Annotated in this window: 1 protein-coding gene and 1 pseudogene; both read left to right on the top strand. The window is 36.0% G+C overall.

All coding sequences use genetic code 11. The features are described 5' to 3' along the window. A pseudogene (locus tag FTV43_RS14995) lies at positions 1–756 on the top strand (mobilization protein); the annotation flags it as partial. A 635-nt stretch (positions 757–1391) separates the two neighbouring features. Then, the gene (gene repM, locus FTV43_RS14990) at positions 1392–2342 is read left to right on the top strand and encodes a replication initiation protein RepM (RefSeq protein ID WP_159516827.1); all 951 of its coding nucleotides are present in this window, start codon (positions 1392–1394) and stop codon (positions 2340–2342) included. Positions 2343–2380 lie beyond the last annotated feature (38 nt).

The following is a 2380-nucleotide window of genomic DNA, read 5'->3' as shown; positions in this document are numbered from 1 at the left end:
CCAATTGAGTCAGCAATTAACCAAATCATTGAGTCAACTGGATTTAAAAATCATTGTCAGCAACTTAGTAACAGCAAATTTAGAACCGATTCAAACAACAATCAGCACACAACAATCAGACATCGAGAGAGCACTCTCGAAAATCTTGCAATTGAAAGTTCCGAGCGACTTCTACGAAGATTTGCAGATGCAAAGCAAGCAGATCAACATGCTTGGGAAAACTCTAGAGAACTTGACGAAATTAATCGAAAACTTGAACGACTAGAAATCGGAATAACAGAAATTCGACTCAAACCCAAGCCAGCTCTTGATTTTAAATATTTAAGAAGCGACGGTTATTACCCCGATTATGTTGCTTATCACAAAGAAATCAGTGAAAAACAACAGCAAGCATATAAAAATCAGAATCAAATACAACTGATTGTTTTAACGAGTAAAAAAATTAAAAATATACAAGAATACATAAATCGATCAAGTAAAAATCTCACTCACAGCGAGTGTAGAAAGTTAGATGAAATCATCAAAAACGACCGAAGAATGTTGAGATATCTTGAATGTGAGAAGATTTTAGAGCCTAGAAATTCCCATCTCAAAGAACCAAGAGAATTATATCAATCATGTTTGAAAGGCTTTGAGACGATCAAAAATGATATTCACGAAATTAAAAACCCATCACAACAACAAAACAGCATTGAATTATCAAGTCATGAACTCAAACAGCCACAACCGAGAAATGATTTTGACTTGAATATGTAATCCAATTCAGCAAAAGCAGTAATCAGAGGGGGGAATAAGTGATCTACCGTTATGTTGCTCACACTCCGTTCGCTTTGTGCTTTTCTTTTTGAGGCTAACAGGGATTAGCCGAGCGAGTGTCTACGAGCGATTGAACACTATCAAAATTTTGCCCTGCTCTTTCTCTGATTACAAGCTCCCCTTTACTGCTCAGACTTAGATATAGAGCATCCCGAAGGGTGCGAACAGATTTAATTTGCATCTAGGTCGAGCGAAGCGAGCATAAAAAACTCATGAGCGAAGCGAATTCCGAGTTGCTTTTGCTTTTTATTGAATTCCAGATGGTATTAACCAAAAATTGCCCCTTCGAACTGAGCGAAAGCGAAGTTCAATAGAGTTTGAGCGAAGCGAAAACCAAGGGCAATTTTTCATGACCTGGGCTTTTAATTATTTTAAAGCTTTTAAATACTTTTAGATGGCTTGAAAGCATTATGAATAAAGGGTTTTAGCTCTTATATGTCCACGTTTACCTTGCAATATGTCCACGTTTACCTTGCAATATGTCCACGTTTACCTTGCAATATGTCTACGTTTACCTTGCATTAGTACACAAATAATATTAACGTGTATTTATACACAATAAAAAAATAGTGGCTATGAGAGATTTAGTCGTAAAAGACAATGCCTTAATCAACGCAAGCTATAACTTAGACTTAGTAGAACAACGTTTAATTTTATTAGCTATTGTTGAAGCAAGGGAAAGTGGGAAAGGGATTAATGCAAATGATCCATTAGAAGTTCATGCAGATAGTTATATCAATCAGTTTGGTGTACACCGTAATACAGCTTATCAAGCCTTAAAAGATGCTTGTAAGGATTTATTCGCGCGTCAATTTAGCTATCAAGAGAAAAAAGCTAATGGGAATATCCGAAATGTTATGAGTCGTTGGGTATCTCAAATTGCTTATAACGACAATGAAGCAACTGTAGACTTAATATTTGCACCTGCTGTTGTTCCCTTCATAACCAGACTGGAAGAACAATTTACTAAATATGAATTACAGCAAGTTAGTAGTCTTAGTAGCGCTTATGCCATTCGCTTATATGAGCTTCTAATTCAGTGGCGAAGCGCTGGTAAAACCCCAACCATAGAACTACAAGAATTTAGAAAGAAGTTAGGCGTTCTTGATAATGAATATTTACGGATGGCTCATTTAAAAGAGCGTGTTTTAGAGCTTTCAATTAAACAAATAAATGAGCATACGGATATAACTGTAAAATATGAACAGCATAAAAGAGGACGTTCTATTTCAGGATTTTCTTTTACCTTTAAACAGAAGAAGAAGGATAGCCCATCAATAGAAAGAGATCCGAATACTTTGGAACTTTTTTCAAAGATGACCGATGCTCAACGGCATATGTTTGCAAATAAACTTTCAGAACTCCCTGAAATGGGTCGCTATTCACAAGGAACAGAAAGCTATCCTCAATTTGCTGTTCGTATTGCTGAGATGCTACAAGACTCTGAAAAAATCAAAGAACTAGCCCCATACCTAAAAAAAGTGGGATACATGCCATCAAATAAAAAGGACACAGTAAATGGCTAAGTTATCGCTAAGTGAAGTATCTAAAAAATTTCATGTGG

Source organism: Acinetobacter sp. YH16053, assembly GCF_013417035.1.
Lineage (GTDB): Bacteria > Pseudomonadota > Gammaproteobacteria > Pseudomonadales > Moraxellaceae > Acinetobacter > Acinetobacter towneri.
The sequence above is the reverse complement of the archived record's forward strand: the minus strand, read 5'-3'. Positions and strand labels throughout refer to the sequence as shown.